22 protein-coding genes are annotated in these 25485 nt (G+C 70.3%); 8 read left to right on the forward strand and 14 right to left on the reverse strand.

Annotated features, from left to right (window positions below):
* The 11 genes from J4H86_RS08040 to rimP form a co-directional block, all read right to left on the reverse strand.
* On the reverse strand, positions 1-1338 hold the full coding sequence (locus J4H86_RS08040; RefSeq protein ID WP_236542877.1) for a M16 family metallopeptidase: 1338 nt from the start codon (positions 1336-1338) through the stop codon (positions 1-3).
* A gap of 81 nt (positions 1339-1419) precedes the next feature.
* On the reverse strand, positions 1420-3750 hold the full coding sequence (locus J4H86_RS08045; RefSeq protein WP_236542878.1) for a polyribonucleotide nucleotidyltransferase: 2331 nt from the start codon (positions 3748-3750) through the stop codon (positions 1420-1422).
* Positions 3751-4071: 321 nt separating this feature from the next.
* Positions 4072-4341 (reverse strand): 30S ribosomal protein S15, encoded by a 270-nt coding sequence (gene rpsO / locus J4H86_RS08050; RefSeq protein ID WP_236542879.1) that lies wholly within the window; start codon positions 4339-4341, stop codon positions 4072-4074.
* 184 nt (positions 4342-4525) lie between these two features.
* Positions 4526-5473 carry a bifunctional riboflavin kinase/FAD synthetase gene (locus J4H86_RS08055; RefSeq protein WP_236542880.1) on the reverse strand — a complete coding sequence of 316 codons (948 nt, stop codon included), beginning with the start codon at positions 5471-5473 and terminating at the stop codon, positions 4526-4528.
* 45 nt (positions 5474-5518) lie between these two features.
* Positions 5519-6442: a tRNA pseudouridine(55) synthase TruB gene (truB, locus tag J4H86_RS08060; RefSeq protein WP_269134544.1), complete on the reverse strand. Its 924-nt coding sequence runs from the start codon at positions 6440-6442 to the stop codon at positions 5519-5521.
* A gap of 345 nt (positions 6443-6787) precedes the next feature.
* Positions 6788-7234 carry a 30S ribosome-binding factor RbfA gene (gene rbfA, locus J4H86_RS08065; RefSeq protein WP_236542881.1) on the reverse strand — a complete coding sequence of 149 codons (447 nt, stop codon included), beginning with the start codon at positions 7232-7234 and terminating at the stop codon, positions 6788-6790.
* A gap of 10 nt (positions 7235-7244) precedes the next feature.
* A complete protein-coding gene (locus tag J4H86_RS08070) occupies positions 7245-7541 on the reverse strand; it encodes a DUF503 domain-containing protein (RefSeq protein WP_236542882.1) in 297 nt (98 codons plus the stop codon).
* A gap of 196 nt (positions 7542-7737) precedes the next feature.
* Positions 7738-10644 carry a translation initiation factor IF-2 gene (gene infB, locus J4H86_RS08075; RefSeq protein WP_236542883.1) on the reverse strand — a complete coding sequence of 969 codons (2907 nt, stop codon included), beginning with the start codon at positions 10642-10644 and terminating at the stop codon, positions 7738-7740.
* A gap of 279 nt (positions 10645-10923) precedes the next feature.
* Positions 10924-11205, reverse strand: a complete 282-nt coding sequence (locus J4H86_RS08080) for a YlxR family protein (protein ID WP_236542884.1) — start codon at positions 11203-11205, stop codon at positions 10924-10926.
* Positions 11189-12205, reverse strand: a complete 1017-nt coding sequence (nusA, locus tag J4H86_RS08085) for a transcription termination factor NusA (RefSeq protein WP_236542885.1) — start codon at positions 12203-12205, stop codon at positions 11189-11191. The genes J4H86_RS08080 and nusA overlap by 17 nt, the downstream gene beginning before the upstream one ends.
* Before the next feature lie 26 nt (positions 12206-12231).
* Entirely contained in the window at positions 12232-12759 is a 528-nt protein-coding gene (rimP, locus tag J4H86_RS08090) for a ribosome maturation factor RimP (RefSeq protein ID WP_236542886.1), read from the reverse strand.
* A 197-nt stretch (positions 12760-12956) separates the two neighbouring features.
* On the opposite strand from rimP, the gene J4H86_RS08095 reads away from it, so the two are divergent.
* Together J4H86_RS08095 and J4H86_RS08100 are read left to right on the forward strand one after the other, a co-directional pair.
* Positions 12957-13466 (forward strand): ferritin-like domain-containing protein, encoded by a 510-nt coding sequence (locus tag J4H86_RS08095; protein ID WP_236542887.1) that lies wholly within the window; start codon positions 12957-12959, stop codon positions 13464-13466.
* 3 nt (positions 13467-13469) lie between these two features.
* Positions 13470-13910 (forward strand): ferritin-like domain-containing protein, encoded by a 441-nt coding sequence (locus tag J4H86_RS08100; RefSeq protein ID WP_236542888.1) that lies wholly within the window; start codon positions 13470-13472, stop codon positions 13908-13910.
* A gap of 127 nt (positions 13911-14037) precedes the next feature.
* Here J4H86_RS08100 and J4H86_RS08105 read toward each other — a convergent pair whose 3' ends face one another.
* The 3 genes from J4H86_RS08105 to J4H86_RS08115 all read right to left on the reverse strand — a co-directional run bounded on the left by J4H86_RS08105 (position 14038) and on the right by J4H86_RS08115 (position 17358).
* Positions 14038-15777, reverse strand: coding sequence for a proline--tRNA ligase (locus J4H86_RS08105; protein ID WP_236543948.1), 1740 nt, complete (start codon positions 15775-15777; stop codon positions 14038-14040).
* A gap of 94 nt (positions 15778-15871) precedes the next feature.
* Positions 15872-16723 (reverse strand): spermidine synthase, encoded by an 852-nt coding sequence (locus J4H86_RS08110; RefSeq protein ID WP_236542889.1) that lies wholly within the window; start codon positions 16721-16723, stop codon positions 15872-15874.
* Complete coding sequence (locus tag J4H86_RS08115) at positions 16630-17358, reverse strand: hypothetical protein (protein WP_236542890.1); 729 nt, start codon at positions 17356-17358, stop codon at positions 16630-16632. The genes J4H86_RS08110 and J4H86_RS08115 overlap by 94 nt, the downstream gene beginning before the upstream one ends.
* A gap of 596 nt (positions 17359-17954) precedes the next feature.
* Between J4H86_RS08115 and J4H86_RS08120 the strand changes: the two genes are divergently transcribed.
* The 6 genes from J4H86_RS08120 to J4H86_RS08145 all read left to right on the forward strand — a co-directional run bounded on the left by J4H86_RS08120 (position 17955) and on the right by J4H86_RS08145 (position 25416).
* Entirely contained in the window at positions 17955-18824 is an 870-nt protein-coding gene (locus J4H86_RS08120; protein ID WP_236542891.1) for a DMT family transporter, read from the forward strand.
* A gap of 303 nt (positions 18825-19127) precedes the next feature.
* Entirely contained in the window at positions 19128-20369 is a 1242-nt protein-coding gene (locus tag J4H86_RS08125) for a cytochrome ubiquinol oxidase subunit I (RefSeq protein WP_236543949.1), read from the forward strand.
* Positions 20370-20383: 14 nt separating this feature from the next.
* On the forward strand, positions 20384-21319 hold the full coding sequence (locus J4H86_RS08130; protein ID WP_236542892.1) for a cytochrome d ubiquinol oxidase subunit II: 936 nt from the start codon (positions 20384-20386) through the stop codon (positions 21317-21319).
* Positions 21316-22956, forward strand: a complete 1641-nt coding sequence (gene cydD, locus J4H86_RS08135) for a thiol reductant ABC exporter subunit CydD (protein ID WP_236542893.1) — start codon at positions 21316-21318, stop codon at positions 22954-22956. Before J4H86_RS08130 ends, cydD begins: the two co-directional genes overlap by 4 nt.
* A gap of 245 nt (positions 22957-23201) precedes the next feature.
* On the forward strand, positions 23202-24953 hold the full coding sequence (gene cydC / locus J4H86_RS08140; protein ID WP_236542894.1) for a thiol reductant ABC exporter subunit CydC: 1752 nt from the start codon (positions 23202-23204) through the stop codon (positions 24951-24953).
* Positions 24954-25056: 103 nt separating this feature from the next.
* Complete coding sequence (locus J4H86_RS08145) at positions 25057-25416, forward strand: hypothetical protein (RefSeq protein WP_236542895.1); 360 nt, start codon at positions 25057-25059, stop codon at positions 25414-25416.
* The last annotated feature ends 69 nt before the right edge of the window (positions 25417-25485 follow it).

Consider the following 25485-nt stretch of genomic DNA (forward strand, 5'->3'; position numbering starts at 1 on the left):
TCAGAACTCCCGGTCGCTGGCGAAGGGACCGATCACGGCGAGCGTCTCGGGGCCACCGAGGAGGTCCGCAGCGACGGAGGTGACGTCGGCGTCGGTGACGGCGTCGAACAGGGCCAGGTCCTCGTCCAGCGAGAAGTGGTGTGGATAGCTGAGCTCGTGGACGGTCAGCCGGCCCATGCGGGCGTTGGTGCTCTCCGCGCCGAGCACCCACGAACCCGCGATCTGCCCCTTGGCGCGGACCAGTTCCTCCTCGGTGACGCCGTCGACCGCGGCCCGGGCGAGCTCTCCACGAATGACCGCGAGGGCCTCGTCGGCCTTCTCCGGCAGGCAGCCGGCGTACACCTGGAACACACCGGTCTCGGCGTAGCTGGGAGCGAAGCTGTAGACGGAGTAGGCCAGGCCGCGCTTCTCCCGCACCTCCTGGAAGAGCCGGGAGGACATTCCGGCGCCCAGCACCGTGGAGAGGACGCGCATGGCGTACCAGCGCTCATCGTTGCGGGCGACACCGGGGACACCCAGCAGGAGGTGTGCCTGCTCCGTCTCCCGGCGCACCACGACGGTCCCGGGGTGGGTCGGGGCCGCCTCTCCCCCGATACGGGGCGCGGCCGCACGGGTCTCGGGACGCGCGGCGGCGAGCGGTCCGGCGAAGGCGTCGCCGACGAGCCGCACCACGTGGTCGTGGTCCAGGTTGCCCGCGGCCGTCACCACGAGCCGGTCCGGGGTGTAGCACTCCCGGTACTGCTCGAGGATCCGCTCGCGGGGCAACGCCTTGATGGTGTCGTTGGTGCCGAGCTCCGAACGCCCCAGGTCGGAGTCACCGAAGTAGTGGGCGGCGAAGACGTCGTGCACGAGATCCCCGGGCTCGTCCTCGTACATCGCGATCTCCTCGAGGATCACTCCTCGTTCGGTCTCGACCTCGTCGGGTGGCAGGGTCGAGTTCGCGACCATGTCGCTCACGACGTCGACCGCGAGGGGAAGGTCGCGGTCCAGCACCTTGGCGTGGTAGGTCGTCTGTTCCTTGGTGGTGTAGGCGTTGTGGTTGGCGCCGACACCGTCCAGTTCCGCGGAGATGGCCAGGGCGTCGCGGGTCGCGGTCCCCTTGAACAGCAGGTGCTCCAGGAAGTGGGCCGAGCCGGCGTGCTCGCCATCCTCGTCCCGGGACCCGGTGGTGGCCGAGATACCAAACGCGGTCGAGCGCACCCCGGGCACCGCCTCGGTGACGATTCGCAGGCCTCCGGGCAGCACTGTCCTGCGCACCGCACCGGATCCGGCGCCGGGCTCCAGGATCGTGACGGTGGTTCCGGGCTCCTGCTCCGCGGCGATGGGGATGTCGCTCATTCGTTCCTCAACTCGGGCTAGAAATGGGGGCGGCCGTACCCTCAAGAGGGTACGGCCGCAGAGACCACGATGTGGCGTGGATCAGGTGTTCTCGTCGCGGCCGCGGCTCCGGGTGCGGCTACGGCGCCGACGGCGCTCCCCGCCCGAGGAGTCGCCGTCCTTGTCCCCAGCGTCACCGGACTCCGACGCGGCGCCCTCGGCGTCCTCGTCGTCCTGCTCGGCTCCCTCGTTCGCGGCGGCCTCCGCCTCCACGACCTCGACCGGGACCAGGGACAGCTTGCCTCGGTCGTCGATCTCCTTGATCTCGACCTGGACCTTCTCCCCGATGGACATGACGTCCTCGAGGTTCTCGATCCGCTTCCCACCGTGGAGCTTGCGGATCTGCGAGATGTGCAGGAGTCCGTCCTTGCCGGGAAGCAGGGAGATGAACGTTCCGAAGGACGCGATCTTGACGACGGTGCCGAGGTAGCGGTCCCCCACCTCCGGCATGGTCGGGTTGGCGATCCCGTTGATGGTGTCGCGCGCGGCCTCCGCCGAGGGCCCGTCCGTCGCACCGATGTAGATGGTGCCGTCGTCCTCGATGGTGATGTCGGCGCCGGTGTCCTCCTGGATCTGGTTGATCATCTTGCCCTTGGGGCCGATGACCTCACCGATCTTGTCCACCGGGATCTTCACCGTCAGCACGCGCGGGGCGGTCGCGTTCATCTCGCTCGGGGTCGAGATGGCCTCCTGCATCACGTCCAGGATCGCCAGGCGCGCGCCCCGGGCCTGCTGCAGGGCACTCGCGAGCACCGAGGCCGGAATACCGTCCAGCTTGGTGTCGAGCTGCAGCGCGGTGATCAGGTCCCGCGTGCCAGCGACCTTGAAGTCCATGTCGCCGAACGCGTCCTCGGTGCCGAGGATGTCGGTCAGGGTGACGAACTCCTCGCCCTCCTTGATGAGGCCCATGGCGATGCCCGCCACCATGTCCTTCAGCGGAACGCCGGAGTGCATGAGCGACATCGTTGAGGCACACACCGACGCCATCGACGTGGAGCCGTTGGAGGCGATGGCCTCGGAGACCTGGCGGATCGCGTAGGGGAACTCCTCGCGCCCCGGCAGCACGGGCACCAGGGCCCGCTCAGCGAGGGCGCCGTGCCCGATCTCGCGCCGCTTGGGCGAGCCGACCCGACCGGTCTCCCCGGTGGAGTACGGCGGCATGTTGTAGTTGTGCATGTAGCGCTTGGTCTTGTCGGGGTTGAGCGTGTCGACCATCTGCTCCATGCGCAGCATGTTCAGAGTGGTCACCCCGAGGACCTGGGTCTCCCCACGCTCGAACAGCGCGGAACCGTGCACGCGGGGAAGCACCCCGACCTCGGCGACGAGGCGGCGGATGTCCTTGGTGCCGCGGCCGTCGATGCGCACGCCCTCGCTGGTGATGCGCTGGCGCATCAGCTTCTTCTGCAGCGAGCGGAACGCGGCGCTGATCTCCTTGTCCCGACCCTCGAAGTCCTCGGCGAGCTTCTGGGCGGTGTTGGTCTTGATCCGCTCCAGTTCGTCCTCGCGGTTGGCCTTGTCGGCGATGGTGAGCGCCGCGGACAGCTCGTCCTTGCAGGCCGCCTCGACGGCCTCGAAGGCGTCGTCGTTGTAGTCGAGGAAACGGGGGAACTCCCCGGTCTCCTTGGCGGCCTGGTTCGCCAGCTCCATCTGCGCGTCACACAGGACCTTGATGAACGGCTTCGCCGCCTCGAGGCCCTCGGCCACGGTCTGCTCGTTGGGGCCGACGGCCCCGTCGGCGACCAGGCCGAGCGTGTTGGCGGTGGACTCGGCCTCGACCATCATGATCGCGACGTCGCCGTCCTCCAGGACGCGACCGGCGATCACCATGTCGAAGGTGGCGTCGGCGAGTTCGGAGTGCGTGGGGAACGCGACCCACTGCCCCTGGATCAGCGCGACCCGGACACCACCGATCGGGCCGGAGAACGGCAGCCCGGCGAGCTGGGTGGACAGCGACGCGGCGTTGATCGCGACCACGTCGTACAGGTGCTCGGGGTGCAACGCCATGACCGTCTCGACGATCTGGATCTCGTTGCGCAGACCGTCGGCGAACGAGGGACGCATCGGCCGGTCGATGAGCCGACAGGTGAGGATGGCGTCCTCGGAGGGACGTCCCTCCCGCCGGAAGAAGGAGCCGGGGATACGCCCCGCGGCGTACATCCGCTCCTCGACGTCGACGGTGAGCGGGAAGAAGTCGAGCTGGTCCTTCGGCCGCTTGGACGCCGTCGTCGCCGACAGGACCATGGTCTCGTCGTCGAGGTAGGCGGCGGCGGAGCCCGCGGCGAGCTGCGCCAGCCGTCCGGTCTCGAACCGGATCGTGCGGGTACCGAAACTGCCGTTGTCAATCACGGCTCGGGATGAATACGCGCCCTCCATGGGCGACCTCCTGATATGTCATCATCCCGCGTCCGCGCCGCCAGGCTGCCCGGCTCACGGCCGCGGCGGCCGGCCATCGATCGAAGTCCCCGGCTACTCCGTTGGAGTGGCCGGGCACCACTACCGAGGACCGGCCCTCGCGCTGGTCCGGCAGGGATGCGGGATGCCCTCAACTGTTGTGTTGTCCTGGTGGCGCGTTCAGCCCCACCAAAGACTGTTTCCGCTGGTTAGCAGACTGAAAACACCGCAACGAAGGAAGGCAGCGGCCGGGGTCCCGCGGAGTCGAATCCGCGGGACCCTCTGCCGCTGCCTTCCGGTGCTCTATCGACGCAGCCCCAGCCGTGCGATCAGCTCGCGGTAGCGGTTGATGTCCTTCTTCGCGATGTACTGGAGCAGACGGCGGCGACGGCCGACCATCAGCAGCAGCCCGCGGCGGCTGTGGTGGTCGTGCTTGTGCGACTTGAGGTGCTCGGTCAGCTCCGTGATGCGGTGGGTCAGCAGCGCCACCTGCACGTCGGGAGACCCGGTGTCCCCCTCCTCGGTGGCGTAGTCAGCGATGATCTTCTGCTTGGTGGCGGTGTCGATCGACACGTCGCTCCTTCTCTAGAACGTGGTGTGCGTGGTGAGCTCCCCATGGGGTCGGTGACCGTGCACACCCACAGTCACCCAATTCGAGGCAGCGGTCCGGCGGCGCGGATCAACTCCCGTCGGCCGGGCTTCGGACCGTCCTGATCAGCGTACTACCACGCCGACACTGCCCAGGCCTGTGCCGAGCTCAGGCGCCCAACAGCGCCCGTGACCGCTCCACGTCGCGCGCCATCTCGGCGACCAACTCCTCGACCCCGGAGAAGCGCAGCATGGGACGGATCCGCGCGACGAAGTCGACCGCCATGTGCTCGCCGTACAAGTCGAGGTCCTCTCGATCCAACGCGTAGGCCTCGACGGTGCGCGCCTGTCCGCCGAAGGTGGGGTTGTCTCCCACGGACACCGCCGCGGGCCACCGAGCCTCCCCTGTGGCGGGAGGCTCTCCCGCCCGCGGGGTCCGCAGCAGCCAACCGGCGTATACACCGTCGGCGGGAACGGCGGTGTGCGCGGGAAGTTCCAGGTTGGCCGTGGGAAACCCGAGGTCCCGACCTCGGCGAGCCCCCCGGACGACGACCCCCTGCACGCGGTGCGGACGTCCCAGTTCGGCGGCGGCCTGCACCACGTCGCCCTCGTCGACGAAGCGGCGAATCAGGGTGGAGGTGATCGTGTCGGCGTCCGCGACCAGACGAACGCCCTCGGCCGTGAAGTCGTACTTCTCCCCGAGCCGGTGCAGAGTGTCGAGGTCACCCGCCGCCTTGTGGCCGAAGCGGAAGTTCTCCCCCACCACGACCGCCGTGGCGTGCAGCTCCTCGACCAGGACCTGACGGACGAAGTCCTCCGCCGTCAACTGGGAGAGCTCACGGGTGAACGCCAGGACGCAGACGGCGTCCGCACCACACTCCGTGAGGAGCTGCGCCTTGCGTTCCGACGGGGTCAACACCATCGGGTGCGGCTGGTCCCGCACCACCGAGTCGGGGTGGGGTTCGAAGGTGACCACCACGACGGGCAGCCCGAGTTCCCGACCGGTGTCCACGGCACGTCGCATGATCGTCTGTCCGCGGTGAACCCCGTCGAAGACCCCGATCGTGACGACGCTCCGCCCGCCGGGGGGCACGTCGCCCACTCCCCACAGCCGCACAGTTCTCACCTTCCTCGACGTCGACAGATCCCGCTCCCGGACCGGTCAGGCGAAGACCACCACTGGTTGGGTTCCCCCCGGACGTTGCTCCGCCAAGGCGAGAACCTCGCCGTCCGGGGAGAACAGACCGATCATCCCATGCCCGTCGCCCTCGGCGGGGGGCGAGACTCCCACCGACGCGGGGATCCGGTTGCCGTGCGCGACCTTGCGCACCTGGTCCGGCTCCACCGTGCGTACCGGGAAGGCGTCGGCGACGGCCTGAGCGAGGGGGGTGTGGTGGAAGACCTCCTCCAGCTCCTCCAGACGGCGCGCGCCGTCGAGGGTGTAGGGCCCCACTCGGGTCCGGCGCAACGCGGTGAGGTGCCCACCCACCTCCAGCGCCGCGCCGAGGTCACGGGCGAGAGAACGGACGTAGGTGCCGCTCGAACAACGCACGCGAGCGTCCACGTCGACGAACCCCGTGTCGGGGTGACGGTGCACGCCGTCGACGACGAAGTCCGCCACCGTGACGGTGCGCGCGGAGAGTTCGAGGTCCTCACCGGCGCGCGCGGCGGCGTAGGAACGCTTGCCGCCCACCTTGATCGCGCTGACCCGGGGTGGTACCTGCTGGATCTCCCCGGTGAGGGAGGCGACGGCGGCGTGGATCGCGTCGTCGGGCACACCGACGGCGGGGGCACCGTCCAGGGGCTCCCCCTCCGCGTCCTCCGTGGAGGTGTTCTGGCCCAACCGAACGGTGGTGGTGTACTCCTTCTCGGTCAGGGTCAGGTGCCCGAGCAGGCGGGTCGCCTTGCCCAGTCCGAGGACGAGCACGCCTGTGGCCATGGGGTCCAGAGTGCCGGCGTGGCCCACCTTGCGTGTCCGCGCGATGCGACGTACCCGCGCGACCACGTCGTGGGATGTCATGCCGGCGGGCTTGTCGACGACGACCACGCCGTGGGGACCGGACTGGGCGCCCGAGGCAGCGCTCACCGGGTCCTACCGGAGGAGGTCGCGGCCTTCGGGCCGGGGAGGAATCCGGTGTGTGGCTTGCACATACGTTGCTTTCCTGTAGCTCTTAGCGCACGCGTTCGATTGTCCGCGCGCGGCGAGACCGTGGTGTGCACGCGGCGAAGAACGTCGTCGCGGTTGGTCCAGTCGCAACCCGCGGACATTCGGATGACGCAGGGCCCCGGCTGACCGATTCTGGCGACGCCAGCACAGTAGAGGCGGGAGCTGCCGTCGGGCGGCGGGGCTCCTCCCTTCCGGGGTCAGCGACGAAGCGGGAAACCCACCCCGCCAGGGATGGAGTCATCTCCCATTGGGGAGGGGCGGAAGTCACTCGTCTTCCTCGTCGTCCTCGGGCTCGCGCGGTGTCCGGTACGGGTTGGGGTCGCCGGCCGGTTCCGCCGTGCTGGCGTTGCGCGCGACCTCGGCGTCGGAGGCCCGGGCCTTGGCCAGCAGGTCCTCGATGTGTTCGGCGTCGCGCTGCACGACGTCTTCCACGAAGGTGATCGACGGGGTGTGCCGTACCCCGATCTGGCGTCCGACCTCGCCGCGGATGACCCCCGTGGCGCTCTCCAGCGCCGCGGCCGTCGCCGCCTGGTCCTCCTGGGAGCCGTACACCGTGTAGTACACGGTGGCCTCACGCAGGTCGTTGGTGATCCGCGCGTCGGTCACGGTGACGAACCCCAGGCGCGGGTCCTTGATCCGGCGCTTCAACAACTCTGCCACGACCTCGTGGATCCGCTCCGCGAGCCGTCGGGCGCGTGCCGCGTCCGTCATGGCTGTCCCCCTACTCGTCCTCGTCACCGATGAGCCGGTGTCTCGCCGACAGCAGCTCGATCTCCGGTCTGGCCGCGACGACGCGTTCGCACCGGTTCAGTACGTCCACACAGTGCGCGGCGTCCGCGGCCACCACCGCGACACCGATCTCGGCGCGGCGGTGGAGGTCCTGGTCCCCCGTCTCGGCCACCGCGACCGAGAAGGAGCGTTGCAGCTCCGCCACGATCGGTCGAACGACAGAGCGTTTCTGCTTCAACGACCGGACGTCGCCCAACAGGATGTCCAATGTCAGTGTGCCGACGTACACGCTATGGCCAACCCCGTGTGGTGTTCGGTGCGTCCCTGCGACGCACGTCAGTTCGCTGGTTCCCCGCGGGCGCGCGGCGGGAGTGGGGCCGCCACCGAGGCGGCGAACCCCGTGGGTCCTCGCTCGGACGTCGGCCCACGCCGTGTCAAGCGTCGGCCGCGTCGCGCCGAGGGCGCGACGCGGCCGCACGAGACCGTCAGTCCCGGGGCTTCTCCCGCATCTCGAACGTCTCGATCGTGTCACCGAGCTGGATGTTGTTGTATCCAACCCCGATACCACACTCGAAGCCGTCCCGGACCTCGGTCGCGTCGTCCTTGAAGCGACGCAGCGAGGACACGGTGAGGTTGTCGGCGACAACCACGCCGTCCCGAATGAGCCGGGCGCTGGCGTTGCGGCGGATGATGCCGTCGCGGACGATCGAGCCGGCCACGTTGCCGATCCGAGGCACCTTGAAGACCTCGCGGATCTCCGCGCTGCCCAGCTTGACCTCTTCGTAGATCGGCTTGAGCATCCCCTTGAGCGCGGCCTCCACCTCGTCGATCGCCTGGTAGATGACCGAGTAGTAGCGGATGTCGACACCCATGCGGTCCGCGAGCTCGCTGTTCTTGCCCTCGGTACGGACGTTGAACCCGATGATGATCGCGTCGGCGGAGGAGGCGAGGTTGATGTCGTTCTGCGTGATCGCGCCGACACCGCGACCGATCACCCGGATCCGAACCTCGTCGCCACCGGCGTCGATCTTCATCAGCGACTCTTCGAGCGCCTCGACCGAACCCGACATGTCACCCTTGATCAGCAGCAGCAGCTCCTGGCGCTGCCCCTCTTCCAGGGTCCGCTGCCAGTTGTCGAGGGTCACCCGGCGGCTGGCCTTGGCCTGCTCCGCGAACCGTTCCCGCGCCTCGCGCTGCTGCGCGATCTGTCGGCCCACCCGGTCGTCCTTGACGACCAGGAAGTTGTCACCCGCGCTGGGAACGTTGGTGAGTCCCAACACCTGGACGGGACGCGACGGAGTCGCCTCGTCGACGTTCTTGCCGTGCTCGTCGAGCATGGCGCGAACGCGGCCGTAGGCGTCGCCACAGACGATGGAGTCCCCGACCTTCAGGGTTCCGCGCTGCACCAGCACCGTCGCCATGGAGCCACGGCCACGGTCGAGGTAGGCCTCGATCGCGATACCCTGCGCGTCCTGCGTGGGGTTCGCCTTCAGCTCCAGCTCGGCGTCGGACGTCAGGACGACCGACTCCAGCAGGTTGTCGATGCCCATTCGCTGCAGTGCGGAAATGTCCACGAACTGGGTTTCGCCACCGTACTCCTCGGCGACGAGACCGTACTCGGTGAGCTGCGCCCGCACCTTCTGCGGATCCGCGCCCTCCTTGTCGATCTTGTTCACCGCGACCACGATCGGGACCTCGGCCGCCTTCGCGTGGTCGATGGCCTCCGCGGTCTGCGGCTTGACACCGTCGTCCGCGGCGACCACCAGCACGGCGATGTCGGTGGCCTGGGCACCACGGGCACGCATGGCGGTGAACGCCTCGTGACCAGGGGTGTCGATGAAGGTGATCCGACGCTCTTCGCCGTCGACCTCCGTCGCCACCTGGTAGGCACCGATGTGCTGGGTGATGCCACCGGCCTCGCCGCTGACCACGTTGGACTGTCGGATCGCGTCCAACAGCTTGGTCTTACCGTGGTCGACGTGACCCATGACCGTCACGACTGGCGGACGGGGCATGAGCTCCGCGTCCGTGCCCTCGTCCTCACCGAACTCGATGTGGAAGGACTCCAGCAGCTCGCGGTCCTCGTCCTCCGGGCTCACGACCTGGATGTCGTAGTTGAGCTCCTGACCCAACAGGGCCAGGGTCTCACCCGGAAGCGACTGGGTCGCGGTCACCATCTCGCCCAGGTGCATCATGACCTGGACCAGCGACGCCGGGTTGACCCCGATCTTGTCACCGAAGTCGGCGAGCGAGGCGCCCTGGGACAACCGGATGACCTGACCGTTGCCGCCGGGGATCTTCACCCCGCCGAACGACGGCGCCTGCATCTCGTTGAACTCTTGACGGCGCTGCTTCTTGGACTTGCGCGCACGACCCGGACGACCGCCGGGGCGACCGAACGCTCCGGCCGTGCCACCACCGCGGCCGCGACCACCCGGGCCCGGACGGCCGGGAGGGCCACCAGGGCCACGGCCAGGGCCGCCCCCGCTACCGGGGCGCGGACCGGCACCCGCCGGGGCACCGCCGCCACCGCGGCCGGGCGCACCCGCGCCACCGCCACGGCCGGGACCGCCCCGACCGCCGCCGCCGCGACCGCCGCCACCACCCTGGGTGGGACGGGACGAGGGCATGTTCATCGGGCTCGGCCGCGGGCCACCCGGGCGGGGCGGCATGTTGGCCGGGCTGGGACGGGCGCCGCCACCGGGACGCGGGGTCTCGGGACGGGCCGTTCCGGAACGGTCCTTGTCACCACGCGGGGCACCGCCCCGCTCGCCGCCGCTGGGCCGTGCTCCGGCGCCGCCGCCCTGCTGCTGGCCGGGCGGGGCGGGACGCGGGCCGTTACGCGGGCTCGGCTTGGCCATGCCTTGGCTACTGGTGAACGGGTTGTTGCCGGGACGCGGGCCGGACGGCCGTGGGCCCGGACGTGGGGCACGACCGCCCCGGTCGCCCGAACCGGACGACGGGCGTCCACCGGGAGCTCCGGGCTTGGGACGCGGGCCGGGACGCGGCGCCGGCTTGGACGCCTGCTCCTCGGGCTCGGCCACCGGTTCCGGCGCCTCCGCGACGGGCTGCGCCTCAGGCTCGGCCGCCGGCTGCGGCGCCTCGGGCACCGACTGTTCCGACTGCTCCGCGGGCTTGGGAGCCGGCGCGGGAGCCTTGGGCTTGGGGCCCGGCTTCGGCGCTGGCTTCGCCTCGGACTTGGACTTGGTGGGCGCGGACTTGGCTTCGCCCGCACCGTTGTTGAACGCTTCCTTCAGACGACGGACGACCGGTGCCTCTATCGTCGAGGACGCCGAACGAACGAATTCGCCCATCTCGTTGAGCTTCGCCAGGACGGCTTTGCTCTCCACGCCAAATTCCTTGGCGAGTTCGTATACCCGGACCTTCGCCACTACTCTCCTCTACTCAAGGCCCGGGCATGGGTGTGTGCCGGACCCCGCTAGCTTGACGTACTCATCGCAGCGTGCTCATCGAGTGCTCATCAGCTTCTCGACCCGCTTCCGACTGGTGTCGTGACTGTCATGCGTGCGACCCTTCTGCTGTCAGGCGACACACCAAACCCCACCGGGGCTCAGTAGATTCAACGCACTGTGTTGGTCTAACGCGAGAACCGGCGCGGTACTTCCCACCCTATCTCGGTTCTACCGGCGTGTTGTACGCCTCCCCGCCCGTTATGCCTCTGAGACCACGGCGTCCCGCACCGCGCCCGCGTCCACGCAGCCCCGCGACCGCAGGGCGCGTTGCCAGGCGCGGCGCTTGCTCGCCCGATCGACGCACGCCGCGTCGGGATGGACGTAGGCCCCGCGACCCGGCAACACGCGCCCGGGGTCCGGGAGCGCCCGCCCGTCGACCAGCGCCACGCGCAGCAGCACGTCCTGTGCCTCACGCCGACGACACCCGACACAGGTCCGTACCGGGCCGACCGTCGTACCGGCCTCAGTACGCGGGGGCATCCGGGGACCCCGAGGACTCGGCGACCTCCGCGGCGACCCCCTCGTCCTCGCCGGTGTCGGAACGGATGTCGATCCGCCAACCGGTGAGCCGGGCGGCCAGACGGGCGTTCTGGCCCTCCTTGCCGATGGCGAGGGACTGCTGGTAGTCCGGCACGGTCACACGGGCCACCCGAGCGTCCGCGTCGAGGACCTCGACGTGGCTGACCCGGGCCGGAGACAGGGCGTTGCCCACGAATTCGGCCGGGTCCTCAGAGTAGTCGATGATGTCGATCTTCTCGCCGGCCAGTTCGGCCATCACGTTGCGCACCCGACCGCCCATGGGGCCGATGCACGCGCCCTTGGCGTTGACGCCGGGACGCCGCGACCGCACCGCGAGCTTCGTCCGGTGCCCCGCCTCCCGCGCGATGGCGGCGATCTCGACGGTCCCGTCGGCGATCTCGGGGACCTCGAGGGTGAATAGCTTGCGCACGAGGTTGGGGTGCGTACGGGACAACGTCACCTGCGGGCCCTTCTGGCCCTTGCGCACCTGCACCACGTAGCAACGGATCCGCTCGCCGTGGAGGTAGCTCTCCGAGGGGACCTGCTCCTGGAGGGGGAGCACGGCCTCGATCTTGCCGAGGTCGACGAGGATGTTCTTCGGGTCGTTGCCCTGCTGGATGATGCCGGCGACGATGTCGGACTCGCGTCCGGCGAACTCGCCCAGGGTCAGTTCGTCCTCGGCGTCGCGCAGACGCTGCAGGATCACCTGCTTCGCCGTCGACGTGGCGATGCGCCCGAAGCCGCTGGGGGTGGCGTCGTACTCGCGGACCACCTCGCCCTCGTCGTCGGTTTCCCCGGCCCAGACGATGACGTGGCCGGTGTCACGGTTCAGCTCGACGCGCGCCTTGTTCGCCGTCCCCTCCTGGCGGTTGTAGGCGATCAGCAGCGCGTCCTCGATGGCCTTGACGACGAGGTCCACCGAGATGTCCTTCTCGCGTTCCAGGCTGCGAAGGACGGTCATGTCGATATCCACGGGGCTCCCCCTCGTTACGCGCCGGTGGTCGGGCCATCGGCGCGGTTGAACTCCACCTGCACCTTGCCACGCCCCAGGTCAGAATAGCCGCACACTCGGGAGTGGCCGTCGGTGTCCAGCGTCACGCCCTCGGAGTCGGCGGCCGTGACGCGTGCGAGGATCTCCTCTTCGTTGCCTGACGCCTGGGTGGGGGCCACGTCAGCGGACGTTGCTTCGCGGGGAACGGTCACCCGAACCAACCGACCGACCGACCTGCGCCAGTGTCGCGGCTCCACCAGTGGACGGTCGACGCCCGGAGAGGTCACCTCCAGGACGTAGGGGCCGTTGCCCATGACGTCGGAGTCGTCCAGCAGCCGGGACACGTCCTGGGAGACGTCGGCGACGGTGTCCAGGTCGACCCCGTCGTCACTGTCGACGACGAGTCGCAGGAGACGCCGTTTGCCGGCCGGAACGATCTCGATGTCCTCCAGGTCGACCCCGGCGGCGGTGAGCGCCGGATCGATCACGCGCGCCAGTCGCTCGTGGCGTGCCTGCGCACTCATGTGGCCTCCCTGGTCTTTTGTCGAAGCGGTCCACCGCACCCATTCCTGGCGACTACGTGCGGTGTTTCCGTTGACCGCCGGTCCCGGGATGAACGGGTGGATCTCCCTAGACTAGCGAGTCTGAACACCCAACAAGCGGGGTGGAGCATTTCGACCTCAATGCACGAGCCACCGCCGAGGCGTGGAAGGATTACCCTGTGCGTCCGCCCGAGCCCACTCCTTCGCCGTCACGTCGACAGGTCTTCGCCTCCGCTGGCCTCGTCGCCGCTGCGGGGGTCGCGCTCGCCGGCTGCCGAGGATCGGACTGGTACGACCAACCCGTGAGCGTGGACGAGAGTGTGCTGCGCTCCGCCATCACCGCGAAGCGGCGGCTCCTCGCCCGATACGACGTGACCCAGACACAGGGTGGCGCGGACGGCCCCGACGACCCGGAGACGCTGGACTCCCTGGTACAGCGCCACCACGAGCACGTGGACCTGTTGGAGGGTCGACTGCCGGAGCGGACCGACACCGAGCCGTTGCCCGAGCCCACGCTCGGCCCCGAACCGGAGGCGCCTCTGTCGGCCGCGGCCCTGGCCGTGGCGGAGCGCGGCGCGGCGGCGCGGCATGCCCAGCTCGCCTCCGAGGCGGAGGACCCGTCGCTGGCCCAACTGTTGAGCAGCATCAGCGCCAGTGAGGTCGGCCACGCGTGGATCTTGGAGAGGTGAGGAGTGGCAGCGGAACCCGCAGAGCCTCCGGAGCGTGAGGCGGCCCTGCAGCAGGCCCTGGCCGCGGAGCACGCGGCGGTGCACGGGTACGGATTCGTGGGCGCGCACTCCGTCGAGGGGGACCGGACGCGGTCGCGGTGGCACCGGGACGCCCATCGACGTCAACGTGACGAACTGCGCGACGCGCTGCTCGCCCTGGACGCGACCCCGGTGCCGTCGGAGAGTGCCTACCCGCCGCCGGAGAGCACCGACGCGACGGCACTGTCGGATTTCGCGATGGGTATGGAGGAGCGCTGCTCCCAGGCCTATTTGGAGCTGTCCGGGGTCGCCGACCCCTGGTTGCGGGAACTCGCGGCGCGCAACCTGGCCGAGGCCACCATCCGTGCCCTCGCCTGGGGGGCCGAACTCCCCACCTACCCCGGTTTCGCCGACGACTCCCCCTGACCCCCGATCGGGCCAACCCCCACCAACGTTGCTCCACCCCCATCGGAGTCAGAGCGCGTCCAACAGGTGGGGGTGCGGTTCACCCTGCCCGAACGGGGGCGTGTGACCCACCCCCGTTCGGGGTGGGTCACCGGACCAGAGCCGTGATGCGTTCCACGGCCGATTCCGGACTCAGTTCCTCGCGCTCGCCGGAGACCCGGTCACGGAGCTCCACGAGCCCGTTGGCCCAACCCTTGCCGACGATGAGGATGGTGGGCACACCCAGCAGTTCGGAGTCGGTGAACTTCACGCCGGGCGATACACCGTTGCGGTCGTCGACCAGCACCCGCACCCCACGCTCCTCCAACTGTTCGCCGAGGCGCAGGGCGGCCTCCACCTGCTCCCCCTTGCCGGTGCCCACGATGTGCACGTCGGCGGGGGCGATGACGCGGGGCCAGATGATGCCCCTGTCGTCGTGGGACTGTTCGATGACGGCGGCGAGCACGCGGGACACGCCGAGACCGTAGGAGCCCATGGTGATGCGTCGGGGCTTTCCGTCAGGGCCCAGGGCGTCGAGCTGGGCCGCGTCGGCGTACTTGCGTCCGAGCTGGAAGACGTGCCCCACCTCGATCCCGCGCGCGGTGTAGAGGGTCCCGGTGCCGTCGGGCGAGGGGTCTCCGTCGCGCACGTCGGCGACGTCCAGCACGCCCGTGGGTACGAAGTCCCGACCGGCCACGAGGTCGACGATGTGGTGGTCCACCTTGTCCGCACCGGTCACCCAGCGGGTGCCCTCGACGATCCGCGGGTCGGCGTAGAACTCCAGCTCGTTGCCGAGCAGCGCGTTCGGGCCGACGTAGCCCTTGGTGAGGAACGGGTTCGCGGCGAAGTCCTCGTCCTCCAGCAGCGCGATCTCGGCCGGGTGCAGTGCCGCCTCCAGGCGGGTCATGTCCACCTCACGGTCGCCGGGTACACCGACGCCGAGGATCCGCCAGTCCTTCTCTCCCGGCTCCTGCACCTTGACCAGGACGTTCTTGAGGGTGTCACCAGCGGTGAAGGTACGTCCCCCGCCGACCTCGTGGTCGTTGAGGTAGTCGACCAGCGAGTCGATCGTGGGGGTGTCCGGCGTGTGGTGGACCTCGGCCGCGGGCAACCCGTCCAACGGCCGGGCGGCGGGGGCCGGAACGCGTACGGCCTCCACGTTGGCCGCGAAGTCCGACCCGGTGCTGCGGACGAAGGTGTCCTCACCGTTGGGCGTCTCCGCGAGGAACTCCTCCGACGCCGATCCGCCCATGGCCCCGGACATCGCCGAGACGATCACGTAGCGCAGGCCAAGGCGGTCGAAGATACGGATGTAGGCGTCGCGGTGCTTGGTGTAGGCGACCTCGAGGCCCTCGTCGTCGATGTCGAAGGAATAGGAGTCCTTCATGTGGAACTCCCGTCCCCGCAGCACCCCCGCCCGCGGCCGCGCCTCGTCACGGAACTTCTCCTGGATCTGGTACAGGATCGCGGGGAAGTCCTTGTAGGAGGAGTACATGCCCTTCACGAGGTCGGCGAAGACCTCCTCGTGGGTGGGGCCGAGCATGTACTCGGCGCCCTTGCGGTCGTTGAGCCGGAACGCGGTGTCCCCGTACTCGGTCCAGCGGTTGCTGGCCTCGTAGTACTCCCGGGGCACCAGCGCGGGCAGGAGCAGCTCCTGGCCGCCGATGGCGTTCATCTCCTCGCGCACGACCTGGCTCAGGTTGTCCAGGACGACCTTGCCGAGGGGCAACCAGGAATACACGCCGGGCGCGGTGCGCCGAACGTATCCGCCGCGCACCATGAGCTTGTGGCTCGGCAGCTCGGCGTCCGCCGGATCCTCACGCAGGGTGCGTAGGAACAGGGTCGACATCCGCAGCACGGCCACTCCTCAGCTCAGGGGAAAGGATCCCCCAAGGCTAGCGCCCCGTGAGGGCACCCGCGGCCGGGACGCGAGCCGACGGACCTCACCGGCTGAAGACGTCCCGGGGAGGCAGGGGCGAGTCCTCGGCCGTGGCGTCGCGCGCGGGACGGGCGACGGCCGCGAAACGGTGGAGTTTGCGCCCGGAGACCAGGCGCGCCATGTCGGGGTCCCGGTGGGCGCGACGGCTGAGCTCGTCGATCGGGAGCGGGCGGTGGCTGGCGAGCAGTACGAAGTTCCCGAACCGTCGACCGCGCCACACCGCGGGTTCGGCGATCGCCGCGAGGTTGTCGGGGTCGAACACCTCGCGCAGGGTGGCGATCTGGCGGCGTACGTGCGCGAGCGATCCACCGTCGCCCACGTTCACGGCGTAGATCCCGTCGGGGCGCAGCACGTTCGACGCGACCGCGACGAACTCCACGGTGGTCACGTTCGCCGGGGCGCGGGCTCCGGCGTAGACGTCGGTGACCACGAGGTCCGCGCTCGCCTCCCGCCGCTGTTCCAGCCACGCGCGGGCCTCACCGACGCCCACGCGGATCCGTGCCCGTGGATCCCAGGGCAACCGGGCGCGGACCTGGTCGACGAGATCTCCGTCGATGTCCACCGCCCGCTGCCGAGACGCCGGCCGCGTCGCCGCGACGTAGCGCGCCAGCGTGAGGGCCCCCGCCCCCAGGTGAAAGGCGTCCACCGGCTCCCCCGCCGGGGCCAGGAGGTCGACGACGTGAGCGAGGCGCCGAACGTACTCGAAGTCGATCCGCGTCGGGTCGTCAAGATCGACGTGTGACTGGGGAACTCCCTCGACCATCAGCAGCCAGGAATTGGCACCCCCGTCAAGGTCACGCAAGACCTCCACGCGCGGCGTCTGGTCAGCGGTCGAACCCGCGGCGGAGGACGGCATACCCCCAGTATCCCCGACACGTCGCACTGGACGACGCGCACGCGCGGGCAGGTCGCGCTGCGCACCGCGATGCGCCCGATGGGGGGCGCCCCGCCGTACCAGCGAGCGTCGGGGCCGCGCACGCGTTCGAGGAGGGACGCCTCATCGCCGACCGGTGTGTTCTCGGCCGGCCCTCCATTGGTCGCGGGCGGGAGACCGAGTCCGGTGACGAGTGCGTCTTCGCGTGTCTGGCGCGTCCGAGACGCCCGCTCAGGAGCGTTCGTCGCGGAGGTCTGGGCGCGCGGATACGCGGATCCGGTGAGCGATGCACCGATGCCGCACCGAAGCGGCCAGCACTCGATGCCCTGTGCGGCCAGCGCGCAGGCCTCGTCGCCCTCGGCACTCGCCGGTGCGAGAAGGAAACGCTCACAGCCGACGTCGTTGTGGCCGAAGGCGATCGCCTCGTTGACTGACCGCCGGAAGACGTCCGACGTGGGTGAGCTGAACGGCTCGCGCGTCCCCGCTGCGTCGGTCGCGTTCATACCGGCGAGGTCCTCGACGAGCCGGTCGATGTCGACATCGGCCGATCGCGGCACGGGAAAGGCCAGGCGGGAGTCGTCCTCCACGATCACCATACGCACTTCGCTCGTGGTCACCAGGGGCGTCGCCAACCTGGGCACACTCGACGGCACGCGCGAGTACACCGTGCGCTCGCTAGGTGAACTCGGTGAGCCGTTCCAGCGCGGCGATACCGGCATGGTCGGGTTGGCGATCCCGTTGATGGTGTCGCGCGCGGCCTCCGCCAAAAGCCCGTCCGTCGCACCGAGAGCGGGTCGCGCGCGAGCGCCGCGCGCACCTCCAGAGCCTGCTGAGCCTCTCCTTCCCCGTATGGTCGCACGCGGAGGGACCAACAGCGCGGACCCCGGCCACACGGCCATGGCGCACCACGACTGGTGGCCCATAGGCCCAGTGGTACGCACGTCACACCGTGAGCTCGAGGGCCGCCCGCGCTGGGCGGTCGACCACCATCTACAGTGGTCACGTGGAACATCGCCGAACCCTGTTCGCCACGCCCCCGCCGCGGAGCTGAGCCGGGGCGTCGCTTCGCCCATCCCACAGGTGGGGTGGGGTGTGATTCGCCCCGAGCCGACGTTTCCCTTGATCCGCGTCGCCTCTGGGGGGCTTTCACGTGTCCGCAGGTTCTTCTTCCACATCCGACTCTCACGCCACGGGCGCGTCCCGGGGGTTTCTGTTGCTGGTCACGGCCGGTGTCCTGTGGGGCACTGGCGGTCCGGTCGGGCATCTGATCCAGGCGGCCGGGGTGGACGCCTTCACGGTCGCCACGTATCGGCTGCTGAGCGCCGGACTCACGATCACCGGGTTGTTGTTGGTCACCGGGGCGTTGCGTCGGTTGCCGCGGTCCCGCGCGTTGACGGTCCGTCTCCTCGTGAACGGTGTCCTGCACGCGCTGTTCCAACTGTTGTACTTCGCCTCGTTGGCGCTGATCCCGGTGGGGCTGGCGACCCTGGTGAAGATCGGCAGTGTCCCGGTCTTCGTGTCGTTGGGGGTCTGTGTCCTCGCCAGGTCGCGGCCTGGTGTGCGACTCCTCGTTCCGGTAGTGCTCGCGGTGTCCGGTCTGTCGCTGCTGGCCGGCTTTCCCAGCACGGACGCGGACCCGGGGCAACTCGCCGCGGGCCTGGCCTGCTCGCTGGGAGCGGGACTGACGTTCTCGGTGATGACGCTGGTGAACCGTCGCCCGGTACCCGGCCTGGACCCGATGGTCAACGTGGGGCTCGGCATGCTGGTCGGAGCTGTCCTGTTGCTGCCGGCGGCACTGTTCGTGGGGTTGGCCGTGCCCCTCACGGGCGCCGTGCTCGGCATGCTGGCGTTCATGGCGCTGGTGCCCACGGTCTTCGCCTACCTGACCTACTTCCGTGGCCTGCGGACCTCCTCCGACGCCGCGACGGCGGTCGCCATCATGGCTGAGCCCCTCACCGCGACCGTGATCTCCGTGGCGTTCCTGGGCGAACACATCCCGCCGCTCGGCGTCCTGGGGGCGGCACTCCTATTCGTGGCGATGGCCGCGGAACCGCTGATGCGTCGCGTACCGCGCCGCTCGTAGACGCGCGTAGACGGGAGCGCGCCGACCTCCGCGTGGGGTCCCCACCAAGGGGCCCACGGCCAGCCCCCCGGGGGTCCGCGCGAACAGGACGACGTGGTGGGCGGGCTCTCACGAGCCGACATCCCTGGGAACGGCGTGGGGGTCCCCTACGGGATCCCCTTACGTCCAGCGACGTAGGAACCCGAGGGCACGTGGGTCGGGGGACGTAGCCCGGAAGCAACCGTGGGACCGATGTCGCGGCCCGGGCTTCGGGAGCAGGATCGGGAATCGTCGCTGATCCACGAATTCCCGAAGGAGATCGCCGTGCTTCCCGATCCGCTCGACCTGGCGCGACTCCAGTTCGCGCTCACCGCGGCGACGCATTACCTCTTCGTGGCGCTGACCTTGGGGATGGCCGCGATCATCCTCTTCTCCCAGCTTCGTGCGACGGTGACGCGGGACGAGGCCCGGCTGCGCGCGGTGCGCTTCTGGGGTGGGCTTTACGTCATCAACTACGGCATGGGGATCCTCTCCGGGCTCGTCATGGAGCTCCAGTTGGCGGTGAACTGGGCGGGGCTCCACCACACCTTCGGCAACGTCTTCGGGGCTCCGATCGCGGTGGAGACGCTCGTCGCGTTCTTCCTGGAGTCCACCTTCCTCGCCCTCTGGATCTTCGGCTGGGACCGGATGAACCGCTGGGCCCACCTCGGCGTGTTCGCGGTCGTGACGGTCACCGCCTACGCCTCCGCGTACTGGGTGCTGGTCGCCAACGGCTTCCTCAAGTACCCGGTGGGGTTCGAGATGGTGGACGGCGTCGCCGTCCTGACCGATACCGCGGCGCTGCTCACCAACCCGCTGACGCTGACCGCGTTCTTCCACATCGGTTTCTCCGCGCTCATGGTGGGCGGCGTCTTCGTCGCCGGGGTGAGTGCCTACCACCTGCGTCGTGGCAACGACCCGGACGGGATGTTCCGTCGCGGGATCCGTGTGGGCCTCGTCCTCACCGTCCTCGCCAGCTTCCCCACCCTCACCTTCGGCGGAATGCAGTTCCCGCTGGTCTTCGGTGATCCGTCCCCCACGAGCGGCACGACTCTCTCCCCGGCGGAGATCGCCGCCATCGAGGGAGCCTCATCCGACAGCGCTCTCGGCGCCGTCGCCCGCGAACAGATGATGACGGTGTGGATGATCGTGTCCCTGGTGGCGATGATCGGTCTGGTGCAGTGGCTGCTCCGCCGTCTGGACCGAGCCCGCTGGTTTCACGTCGTCGTCATCTGGACGATCCCGTTCGTCCTGCTGGCCGGTGTCCTCGGTTGGACCGCACGCGAGCTGGGGCGTCAGCCGTGGGTGGTGGTGCATCACCTGACGACCGCCGACGCTGTCACCGACATGCCCACGGCCGGGCTCGTCGTCTCCTTCACGCTGTTCACGGTCGCGTTCGCCGTCCTGGCCACTGTCACCTACCGGCTCATCGCGCACTACGCGCGGCTCGGCCCGGAGGGCGGCCCGCTCGCCCCCCGCTCCGCCGCGGACGATCACCCGCACGAGCCCGCCGCCCCGGTCTACTGAACTCGGAGTCCGTCGTGAACACTCTCGCCATCACCGTTCTGGCCGTGCTCCTGCTCGGCTATTTCACCCTCGCGGCCCGCGACGTCGGCCTGGGGATGCTGTTGCCGGTGGTCGCCCGGCACCCCGCCGACCGGCGCCGCGCGTTCGCCGCGATGGCTCCCTACTTCCTGGGGACGGAGGTCTGGCTCGTGGCCGCGATCGGGGTCGTGGCCGGAGTCTTCCCGATCCTCAAGGGCGAACTCCTGGCGTGGTCCTGGCCACTGCTGATCGCTCTTGCCGTGAGTTGGCTGGTTCGTGACGCGGGACTGTGGTTCTGGGCGCTGACCCAGCATCCGCGTCCTCGTGGCGCGTGGGCGGGCGCGGTGGCCCTGGGGAGTTGGGGCCTCGCCGGCACGTGGGGGTTGGTCCTCGGCGGGATCCTCACCGGGGGCACGACGGTGTCGGTGGCGGGAGCTCTGGTGGCCGGCTGCGTCGTGGTCCTGTTCGCGCTCAGCGGGGCCGCGTTCGGGGCGGAGCGGTTGGTGGCCTCCGGCGCGGACGCCGCGCACTCCCCCGCGGCGGATCTCGCGGGCGAGGCGACCCGATGGCTGTCACGCGGGGGCGTGGCACTGGTGGCGCTCGCCGCGGTCGGGACGGCACTGCTGTCGCGGGAGACGGTGGAGCGCCCGTTGGTGGCGACGGTGCTTCTCGCGGTCGTCGTGGTGTGCCTCGCCATGACGGCCGGAACCAACGGCCCGCGCTGGTCCGCTCACTCCTCGGCGTTGGCGATGGCCGCCGCCATCGCCCTGGTCGTCACCGCGGTGAACCTGCCGGGTCTGGTGGCGGATCCCGCCTCAATGCGTCTGGTCGGCTTCGCGGTCGCCCCCGTGGTGCCGCTGATGGTCGTGGGGCAGTTGTGGCTGTATCGGGCTCTGCGCCGCCCGGTCACGACCGGGGGGTACTTCGCGTGAGTGCGGCCACCTCCGACGGTGTGCGGGGGCTCGCGGCGCGGCTGCCGATCCCGCGTGGCTTCTCGCTGGCCCTCCACGCGCTGGCGCTCGCGGGCGCGGGAGCGGTCGTCCTGCAGGCGGAGTCGCTCGCGACCGCCATCACCGACCTGCGGCCCGCCGCGCTCGTGTGGCTCGCGGTCGCCGTCGCGGGGCGGGCGACGGTCGCCGGTGCGAGCCGCTGGGTGTCGGGACGGACGTCGGTCGTGGTGCGTACCCGGTTGCGCGCGGGGCTCCTGCGCTCGACGGAGACCGGGGACCACGGGGCGAGGCTGTCCCTCGTCACCCGGGGACTGGACGGGATCGACCCCTACGTGGCCGACTATCTCCCCCGTCGAGCGGCGGCGATGGTCGTGCCGCTGACGCTGGTCGGGTGGCTCGCGTTCACGGATCTGACGTCTGCCCTCATCGTGGTGGCGACGCTGCCGTTGATCCCTATTCTCGGCGCGCTCGTCGGCATGCACACCGAGGCCGCGACCCGGCGACGGTGGCGGCAGCTCGACCGCCTGGGTGGCCACTTCCTGGACGCGGTCGCGGGCCTACGCACCCTGCGCGCGTTCGGCCGCGACGTCCATCAGATCTCGGAGGTGCGACGCAGTGCGGAGGAGCACCGGCGGGGCACGATGTCGGTGTTGCGTATCGCCTTCCTCTCCGCCTTGGTACTGGAGCTCGTCGCCGCGCTGTCCGTGGCGTTGGTCGCGGTACCGCTGGGTATGCGGCTGCTGGAGGGCACCGCGGATCTACGTACCGCGTTGGTCGTACTGCTGGTGGCGCCGGAGGTGTACCTCCCCCTCCGCGCCCTGGGCTCCGCCTTCCACAGCGCCGCCGACGCGGCGTCCGCCACGGACCGCGCTTTGGGCCACGCGTCCACCTCGGCGCCCCGGCCGACGGTGACGTCCCCACACGTGGCCACCCCGGACCCCGCCTCCGCGCGGATCGAGCTCCGCGACGTCACCGTGCGCTATCCCGACCGGGAGGAACCCGCTCTCGACCGGATCTCCTGCGTCTTCGAAGCGGGGGAACGCGTGGCGCTGGTCGGGGCCAGCGGTTCGGGAAAGTCCACCCTGCTTCGGGTGATCGTGGGCCTCGAGCGGCCGGCCGAGGGCCAGGTGCTGGTGGACGGCGTGGACCTACGCTCCCTGGATCTGGAGGAGTGGCGACGGCGGCTGGCCTGGGTTCCGCAACGTCCCCACGTGTTCACCGACACCGTGGCGGCGAACATCACCCTCGGATCGCAGGATCACGTGCCTGACCCGGGACGGCTCCGCGCCGCGGCCGCCGCGGCCCACGCCGAAGAGTTCTGTTCGACCCGCGGTTGGGACACCGTGCTGCGGCCCGACCACCTCTCCGCCGGGCAGCGCCAACGGTTGGCCCTGGCCCGAGCCGCCTACCGAAACCCCGGGTTGCTCCTGCTCGACGAACCGACGTCCCGCCTCGACCTCGCCACCGAGGCGGAGCTTCTCTCGTCCACCCGCGGACTGATGGATCAGCGTCGCGCCATCGTCGTCGCCCACAGCCCCGCGCTCGTGGACCAGGCCGACCGAGTCGTCCGCCTGACCCACGGCGCCGTGACACGCACGGAGGCCGTTCATGTCCGCTGATCGCCGGACCGCCACCCACACGCCCGTGTCGGCGTTCGCCACGGGCCACACCCCGGCACTCCCGCCCACCGGGCCACGCGAACGGGGTACCACCGACCGTGCGCGCGACCGTGCGCGCTCCACGGACGAGTGCCGAGCCCGACCGACGATCCCAGCCGGGTCCGCTGCCTCGCCGCGTCCGTGCCATCACGGGCGGGACGTCGAGCGTCGCGGTGTCGGCGTCGACGACGCGCTGGAGCCCGCCCATGTTCGGTGACACTCCGGCCGCCCTGGCCAGGTACCTACCGGTCCTGCGACCGCACCTCGGGTCCTTGACACGCGCCGCGCTGGCGGGGGTCTGCGCGCAGGTGGCGGCGACGGCGCTCATCGCCACGGCGGCGTGGTTGCTCGCCACGGCGGCGCAGCGTCCCAACATCGAGGCGTTGATGCTGGCGATCGTCGCGGTCCGTGGTCTGGCGCTGGCGCGGGGTGGGCTGCGCTACCTCGAACGGCTCACCGGGCACGACGCGGCGCTTCGGCTGTCGAGTGAGCTTCGGGCGTCGGTGTTCGGCGAGCTCGTCCGGGCGGGGCGGGTGGGGAAGCCCGACGACGCGTCCACGCGCGACGCCGATCTCATGGGTCGACTCGTCGCGGATGTGGAGGCGGTTCAGGACGCCCTGCTGCGGGTGGTGCTGCCCGCGCTCGCCACCGTCGTCGTCGGCGCGGTGGCTGTCGCCCTCGGCTGGGTCATCGACCCCGTGGTGGGGCTTACGCTGCTGGGCTTCCTCGTGGTGACCGGCCTCGTACTGCCCGCGTCGGCCGCTTCGGCCGAGCGGAGAATGACGCGGCGGGTGACCGCGGCCGAGGCCGAGCTGGGGTCGCGGGCTCTTGACCTGATGCGTGGGACGGACGATCTGGCGGCCAGCGGTGCGCGCGCCGACTACGAGGAGCGCGCCCTGCGTGCCTCCACTCGGCTCGCGCGAGAGGGGCGGCGGGCGGCGGTCGGCGCCGCGCTACTACACGCCGCGGCCACCGCCACCGCAGGGGTCGGTGTGCTCGCGGTGTTGTGGGTGGCCTTGGGGACTCCGGCCGCCAGCGGCAGCGTCCTGCCCGCGGTGGCGGCGCTGGCCGCTCTGGCGAGTCTGGACGTGGCCGCCGGGCTCGTGGACACGGCACGCACGTGGACCCGGTGCCGTCCCGCCCTGCTGCGGGTCGCCCGGTCCCTTCCCTCCCTGGACACCGACGTCAGCGTTCCCGCGGTCACCGAGGGGGCGCCCCCCACGGACACGGGAGTGGAAACCGGCACGCTCCACGTCCAGGCATGCGGGGTTCGGTTCGGGCCCCTGTGGGCCCTGCGGGATGTCACCGCCGCCTTTCCACCGGGGGCGTCGGTCGCCGTGATCGGGGCCAGCGGCTCCGGAAAGAGCACACTGCTGCGTCTCATGTCGGGCGACGTGCCACCGGTCGTCGGGCGGGTGCGCGTGGATGACGTGCCCGCTTCCGCGCGACGGCTCGAGGGTCACTGTCGAGGTCTCGTCGACGGTGCTCACGTGTTTCGGGGCAGTGTCCGGGCGAACGTGCTGCTTGCGCGGCCCTCCGCCCGTCGGGACGAAGTGGAGGACGCGGCGCGGCGCGCCCGGTTCCTGGGCTTCGTGGACTCGCTTCCCGACGGCTGGGAGACCGAGGTCGGCGAAGGCGGGCGATCCCTGTCCGGAGGGGAACGGCGCCGACTACTGCTGACCAGAGCGCTCTTGGCGCGCCCTCCGCTGCTGGTGCTGGACGAACCCACGACCGGACTGGATCCGCGGCTGTCCGACGAGATCGTCGCCGAGCTCCTTGGCCGCGGCGACGTGGTACTGGCGACGCATCGCCTCGCCCCCCTGCGCCACGCGACCCAGGTGCTGGTCATGGACGCGGGGACGATCGTTCAGCGGGGTACGGCGGCGGAGTTGGCAGCCGTACCCGGCCCCTTCGCCGATCTCCTCGGCCGGGAGACACTCGTGTCGGACGCGGGGTGAGGGCGGGAGGGGACGCCGCGACACCACCGCCAAATAAATCACAAAGTGTAATCTCTCACATACTCTCAGTGATAGACCTGGGGTCTGACGAGGGAGATCCACGATGTCACTTCATCTACGTCCGTCCGGCGCGGATGACGAACACGAACAGCTCCGCCTTCTCGTCGAGGGCATCCGCGAGCGGGCGGAGGAAGCCACCCCCTGGGAGCCCGACACCGTCGGGGTCCCCTCCATCGACGACAACGCGCTGACCCACGCCACCGACGTGGCCTTCTACGCCAACGCCCGCACGGAGGTGGCGACCTTCACCACCGTGTGCCTGAACCTGCTCGCCCTCCACCGCCCCCGGGACGGCGGCGGCATCAGCAGCGCCCCCCACCACCAACCCCAACGCTGCGGCTGCTGCATGGCCCGCTGGCCCTGTCCCACCATCAGCGAAATGCGCGAGCTCCTCCTGCGATAACCAGCCCGTCGTACACATTCGGTGGGGATCGCACATCTTCCGCGACGGTCCACGCGAAGACCGACCGGC

Source organism: Spiractinospora alimapuensis (genome assembly GCF_018437505.1).
GTDB lineage: Bacteria > Actinomycetota > Actinomycetes > Streptosporangiales > Streptosporangiaceae > Spiractinospora > Spiractinospora alimapuensis.